The organism is Hymenobacter persicinus (genome assembly GCF_004167665.1).
GTDB lineage: Bacteria > Bacteroidota > Bacteroidia > Cytophagales > Hymenobacteraceae > Hymenobacter > Hymenobacter persicinus.
Genome location: NZ_SEWE01000012.1, coordinates 99,234 through 106,103, shown reverse-complemented (window position 1 = coordinate 106,103; position 6,870 = coordinate 99,234). Strand labels below are relative to the sequence as shown.

At 61.4% G+C, this 6,870-nt stretch carries 3 protein-coding genes; all 3 read right to left on the bottom strand.

Annotated features, from left to right (window positions below):
• Window positions 1-298: 298 nt before the first annotated feature.
• From EWM57_RS08100 to porU, 3 genes are read right to left on the bottom strand one after another with little or no spacing between them, the layout of a single operon-like run.
• Entirely contained in the window at window positions 299-1,585 is a 1,287-nt protein-coding gene (locus tag EWM57_RS08100; protein WP_129920631.1) for a M16 family metallopeptidase, read from the bottom strand.
• A 9-nt stretch (window positions 1,586-1,594) separates the two neighbouring features.
• Window positions 1,595-2,806, bottom strand: a complete 1,212-nt coding sequence (porV, locus tag EWM57_RS08095) for a type IX secretion system outer membrane channel protein PorV (RefSeq protein ID WP_129920630.1) — start codon at window positions 2,804-2,806, stop codon at window positions 1,595-1,597.
• A gap of 57 nt (window positions 2,807-2,863) precedes the next feature.
• A complete protein-coding gene (porU, locus tag EWM57_RS08090) occupies window positions 2,864-6,862 on the bottom strand; it encodes a type IX secretion system sortase PorU (protein ID WP_129920629.1) in 3,999 nt (1,332 codons plus the stop codon).
• Between the last annotated feature and the right edge of the window lie 8 nt (window positions 6,863-6,870).

Below are 6,870 nucleotides of genomic sequence, written 5' to 3'. Positions count from 1 at the left end.
CACCCCCCGCGCACGCGCGCCGGCCCCGTGCCCCGTGCCTCGCGCGCCGGCTTCTCCCGCGCCCGGCCGGGTGCCCCCGCCGCCGCGGGCTAGCCGCCGCGGGACGGGGCAGGCAGGATAAGCTCCCCCCTCGTAAAACCGCCCCAGTCGCACTAAACGGCTGGGGCGGTTGTGATTTGGATATTGACTGAAATTGTGCGGGGTTTTGTGCCAGTTAGATTATCGTCTCTCATCAACAGAAAAGCCCCTGCTACGTGTGGTGTAACAGTGGCTTTTCTGTTGAACGCAGATTTATTAATCAGGCGTTATATCCGGGGCCGGCTACCACCTCCGTCATGCTTGCGGGAGACAAGTATTGTTGAGCCAAGTTTTGCAAAGTTGGTGCTGTAACGCTGGATACTTGCGCCAGAAAGTCGCTGTAGTAGGTCTTTGGTAGACCCAGGAAGACAATGTTTTTGTATTTGTCGCACTGCTCGAAGACGGTACCTAGCTCATTGGCAAATTTGCCGGTCATGTAGTTTTTGACTGTTTGGAGCTCGTCGGCGGGAATAGCTTCTTGCTGTAGGCGGGTCAGCTCGTGGTGCACCTCCGCAATGGCAGCTTTAGTACTAGCGGCGTTTACATCCGCACCAATGACTAGGTTCGTGGTGTTTTCCCGGGCGCCAATGCTGGAGTAGATGCCGTAAGTGAAGCCTTTGTCTTCGCGGATATTCTTCATCAGGCGGGAGCCGAAATAACCTCCCAGCACCTTGACTAGCACTTGGAGTGGGTGCGTATCGGGATGGTGCAGGCTGGGCCATAGGCGTCCAATGCGCAGCGACGACTGGGAGCTTTCAGGAACGACTACATAAGTCGGCTCCAGGGTGCTGTGCGCATCAACCAGAGAGGCTATAGGGCTTGGAGAGTCCGTATCGGAGATAGTACCCAGCGTGGCCTGCACGAGAGCTTGCTGAGCTGCGCTGACGTCGCCGCAGAGGAATATCTCGCTGCTGCCAAGCCGGTAGTGCGAGGCGTGATAAGCTACCACAGCTTCGCGCGGAGCCAGGCGGAAGGCCTCTTCATTAAATTTCACACCGTAGGGGTGAGCCGGGCCGTACAGATTCTGCGAAAAGTTCTCCGAGGCCAGATAGCTCGTTTTCTGCCGCTCCACGCGCACGTTCTGAATGGTGCGGGCCTTGAGCAGATCGAGCTCCACAATGGGGAACGTGGGCTCAGTGATAACCTCGGCAATGAGGGGTAGCAGCTTTTCTAGATGGCGGCTCAGACAGTAGAGCGTGAGTGTGGCCCGGTCGAAGCCTTGCTCACACTCTAGGGAAGCACCGTAGAAGGCCACCTCATCGGCAATCTGACGGGCGGAGCGGGTGCGGGTGCCTTCGAGCAGCATGCGGGCCGCGAGCAGGGAAACGCCCGGGGAAGGGTCGTACCACTTGCCGGCCCGAAAGGCTATTTCGAGGCGCAGAATGGGTTGGGCATCATTGTGGAGCACGTGCAGGCGCGCGCCATTAGGGAGCGAAAACACGTCAGCCGCTGGCAGCGTAACGCTGGCCAACGGCTGAACGGGGGGAGCGACTTGACGGTCGAGCATAGAAAGAGGTTAGTTGACCGGGGACGAATCGTTGCCCGGTCCGAAGGCTTCTTCGAGTTTGTTGAAGTTAAAGTGCAGGGAAACCCGGATTGTTTGGGCCAACGGGTTCTGGCGGGAGTTGGGCACCAAGTAGGAGCCATCGACGCCGAATACCTGGTAACGCACCCCCAAGCCGAAGCTCAGGTATTGCCGGTCACCCTTGTTCTTGTTTTCGTAGAAGTAGCCCACGCGGGCGGCTAGCAGGTCGTTGTACCAGTATTCCATCCCGGCCGAGAGGTTGATTTCCTGGAGCTCTTCCTTGAACCCGCCGGGGGCGTCGGAGAAAGAGCCAAAGATGCCACTAACCACCGATTTGGCGCGGATTTCGTCGTTTTTGGCCTTGTTGCGGCGGGCTGCCACGGTGTCGTTGGCCGCTACGCCATTTTCGTAGTAACGCGAGGGCACCAGCAGCTTGTTGGCATCCACGGTGAAGGTAATCTTGTTATATGCATCCAGCTCCCGGGTAATGGCGGTGCCCAGCTTCAGGTTGGTCGGCAGAAAGTCGGCCTGGGTGGGGTCGGTGTAGGTCATCTTGGTGCCGATGTTGGAAATGGCACCGCCCAGGGCGAGGTTGTAGTCGTGCGGACCGATGGTCAGGTCCTTGGTGTAGTATGCGCCCAGGTCGACGGCTACCGAGTTGCCGGGCTTGGCATCGGTGGAAATCGAGTTGCCGGTCAGGTTGGAGTGGATAAAGCGCGTGGTAACGCCTACGCCGAAGTTGTCGCTGAGCTTCTGCCCGTAGGACAAGGCCACGGCGTACTCCTTGGGGTTGAAGTTGCCGTTGTCGTTGTTGCGCTCGTCACGAAACGAAATCGTGCCTAAATCGAAGTAGGTCAGGGAACCCGACACGGCGGAGCGTTGCCCGATCTTGGCGTATCCCGAGAGGCCGGCAATGCCCATGTCGTCGGTGATGGCGCGCAGCCAGGGCGAGTAGGAGGGCGAGAAGCTGTACTTATTCTTGACGAAGCCCAGCTTGCCGGCATTGTAGAAGGCCGAGTTGGCATCGGGGGAAATTGCCACGCTTGCATCACCAAGGGCCGACGAGCGGGCATCGGGGCTAATCGTGAGGATGGGCACCGCCGTGGTGATGGTCTTGGGGTCGGTCTGGGCGGCCGCCGCGAAGGACAGGCCCAGCAGCCCGGGGAGAAGCACTACGCGCAACGGCAACTTCGATGAGGTCATAACGGGAAACGAATGGGGGCGGAAGGTAAGCGAAATTGGCAACAGCGTGCCGGGGACTTAGTTCAGAATGACGAGTTTTTCAAATTTGGAGGCCGTGGCGCCGTCGGTTTGCGACTTCACGCTCACCCGGTACACGTACACGCCGCGGGCCAGCTGATCGTCGAACTCGTCGCGGCCGTTCCAGGTCAGGGACTTGAAATGGGCCTCGCTGCCGGTGGTCGTAGCGCGTAGGGTGCGCACCAGGCGGCCGGAAATGGTGAAAATCTGCACCTGCACCTCGAGGTCCTCGCCAACTCGGCCCCGGTTGTGGTCGAAATGGAAAGTGGTGGAGGTGGAGAACGGGTTCGGGTAGTTGAGCACGTGCTCGAGGGCCAGCTTTTCGGTTTTGGCCGCAATGAACTCAATTTCCTTTTCCGCGGAGTTGTTGAACGTGTCCCAGGCCTTGAGGCGCAGCATGTGCGGGCCCGGCGTCAGATCCTTGAACGTGTACTTGACCTGCCCCTTGCGGAAGTTGTCGACGCTGGCCGTGTAGAAATCGTTGAGGATGGTCAGCTTGCTCGGGTCGTTGTCGAGGACGGCCGTGATTTCGTGGCCGATGCCGGAGCCCGCCGTGTTGATGCCGCTGTTGTCCTGCAAATTGGCCAGCAGCACGGTCGTGGTACGGGTCAGGCCGCCGAAGACAAAAGTGGTGTCGTCCATGAACAGGCGGACGTTGGGCGAAATCGTGTCGCGGGCCACGAAGGAGTTGTCGTCGACGCTGCCAACGGGTACCGCGCGGGCGCCGTTGGCATCCTTGCCCTCGGGTTCCCAGGCGTACAAGCTGACTTTGCCCAGGCCCAGGCTGTAGTTGATGTCCTTGGGGACAATAAAGCGCAGGCGGAAGCGGCCGCCAGTGACAGAGGCTTCACCCGAGTAAATGATGTTTTCCTGGATGGAAATTGGGGTCGGTGGACCGTTCACGCCTTCGTTGCCCAGGGTCATCACCGTGTTGGGCTTCTCGTAAACGGTTACCTGCGCCTTGCCCGTAAACCGGTTGTTGAGCACCCCGGCGTTGCGGACGGTGCCGGCCATCGTAACCGTCGACAGGGCCTTGAGCGTGTCGATGTGGGCGGCCGTAATCAGGCGGCCGTTGATGGAGTCGAGCGTCACCTGCTGCTCAGGATAGGCCAGGCGCATCGAGGGGTCGCCGAGCAGGGTGAAGTTGCGATTTTCGAGGGCGAAAGTGTACCGGTCGTTTTTGGTTTCGTACATGATGTCACCCATGCGAGGCATCTTGTTGTTGACCGGCAAAAACATGCCCCGGTAAAAGGCCGTCACGATACCGTCGTTGTTGCCCTGGCCCGTAAACGCCAACCGGGTCGTGGTGAGCAAGCCTACGGCGCCCCCCCGAATATCGGTTAGGGCCTGCTCGCCGGCCGAGGTGAAGCCGGGGTTGTCGTAGGTGCTGAAGTCGCAGGTGGCCGTGAGCATGAACGTGAGCTTGTCCGCATTCTGGAGCTGCAGCACCGAGGCGTTGGTCAGAATCTGCTCGTCGGCCCAGCCCTTGGGGCCGCCGTGCCCACTGTACTGCACAATCAGGGAGCCCTGCTCAATCGACTCGTCGATGGCGCGGTTACACTCCGGGGAGCTTTGCCCGCCCGCCGAAATAATCTGCGGGTACAGGTCGAGGTAGACCTTGTGAATGTTGTACTCGGGATGATACTTAACGAGCGTATCAATCGGCCACTCGGTGGAAACCTTGAAGTGGTAATTGTTGTCGCCGTCGTCAGCGACAAACGTGATACGGTTGCGCCACTTGCCGTAGGCCGTCTTGGGGGTGTCGTAGGCAATGAGCTTGTCGACTACCAGCGCGGCCTGGGCCGTGGAGCGAGGCTGGTCGATGGGGGTGCGGATGGGCAGGCGGCCGATACCGATGTCGATAAACTCCGCCGCTGTGTCGTTGCGCTCCACCCAGAAGCCTTCCGTGTCGTCGAGCAGGCCGTAGTAGTCGTCGGAGTTGAACGAGGGGCCGTAGCCGGGTGGGTTGGAGTTGGGACGGTTGTAAGCCGGCGCAAACGACTCGCGCGACTGGTAGGTCGGCACGAAGTTCTGGTTGGTCTTATTGGCGTTGAACGGAGAGCGGGCCGCCCACCAGTCGGGCTCCCGGCCCTTCTCGGTGCTGTTGGCCACATCGGCCTTGTAGTCGTAGGAGGCGTCGCCGAACAGCAGCAGGAATACCGTCTTGTTGGCCGGCGCCCGGTCGTAGACCAGCTTCATCAGGTCCCGGATGGCCGTCACGTCCTGGCCGCCCGAGCTGAACTCGTTGTAGACCTGCGTCGTGGTCACCACGCGCACGTCGAGGCCGTCGTGACTGCGGCGGTAGGCGGCCAGCCGCTCCGCTTCGGCATAAAATGGCGGATACGTCACGACCACCATATCCAGGCGGCCGTCCAGGTTCAGGGCGTGCAGGTTTTGGTTGCCGACCCGGCCGAAATTAACCGGCGTGGGGAAGGCATTGCCCGAAAAGGCCACGAACTCGCGCAGGCTGTCGGTGGGCGCCGCAAAGTTGCCGCTGCCGTCGAGGGCGTAGGCGCGGGCCCGGCGTGGGTTGGTGACTTCCCACACCGTGGTGCCGGCCGGGGCGCCCAGCTGAAACTGGCTGACGGCGCCCGGCGCGATGTTGTCGAAGGCGCGGAAGTCGGTCTGGTTGCCCACTAGGCGCAGCTGGCACTGGGCATTTACTTCCAGGTAATCAAGCCAGCCCTGGGCTGCCGGGTCGTTGCCGCCCGAGTAAGCTAGGTCCACGCGGACGTCGGCCGTCGGGTTGGCGGGCACCGCGTAGGAGAAGGTGTTCAGGCTCACGTTGGCCGTTTCGGGATAGTCGCTCCGGCCTACGCCCTTCACGGTCTGGGAGCCGATGGCCGTGGCGTTAACCCGCAGCGTGAAGCGCGCATCAAACCCGAACGCCGAGTTGGAAGCCGTCATCGACGTGACCCGCAAGGCGGAGGAAGGCACCAGGTTGGGCACGTTGAAGCTGAAGGACTTGGGCTCGGAAGCCGTGGTAAAGCCCTCGCCCAGCCACTGCCGGCCCGACTTGCTGAGGTTGATCAGGTCCCGCTCGTAGAAGTCGTGGTAGGCGTACTGGGTGATAGTGGCCGAGGCCGGGCGCGCTACGGCCGGGGCGGTGGCTACCCGTCGGCCGGCCGAGCTGCCCACCGTCACGAAGTAGTACGCCGTGTCGGTGTAGACATTAAAGTTGTGCCGGAACAGGCGGGCCGTAGCGTTCGAGCTCCAGGTGTGGGGGCCGCGGGCGTAGAACAGCACGTAGTCGGCATCATCGAAGCTACCGTCACTTTCACCAGCCACGTAGATGGCGTTTTCAGCCAGATCGTCGGGGCGGTAGGCGTTGTTGCGCTGGGGCAGGGTGCCCATGGCGTTACCGTACACCCGCAGGCGGCGCGGGTCGAGGCCCTGCATGTTTACGCCCAGAGCCTGCAGCGCGCTTTTATCGAGCTTGTAGATACCACTGGTGGGCACCCCGACCTTAAACCACTGGCCCTGATTAAGCGCCGAAGTGGCCACGTGGGTGCGGCTCTTGATACCCCGGGCTGCTGCTTGAGGCGTTTCGTCGAGGGAGTAGGTATAGTCGAAGGAAATCAGCTTTTCGGCTTGGCCCGACTGGGGGCTGCGGCGCACGCTGAGCACGGCCACCATGGTCACGGGCTGGCGCTTTTGCAGGCCGCTGGAAAGCACCACGGGAGTTTCGGTGGCCAGATTATTCAGATTGATTAAGCGGGCCTCGGCGGGCGTAAACGGCGCGTACACCGCGTTGCGCACTTGGCCCTCGGCTACTTTGCCCGCCACCCGCAGCAGGTAGCGGCCGGCTTCTTCACCGGGCCGGTACACGGCGCCGGCAAAGGTGGGTACATCCTGCACCTGGCCGTTGCGCTTCAGGGTCTGGGCCGTGCCCTTCCAGCTCAGCCGCCCCTGCACGGTCAGACCCGACTGGGCCGCCGCCGGAAAAGCGCCGCCCCCGAGCAGAAAGCCAATAAATACCAGGAAAGTAAAGTAGCGCATAGAGTTGA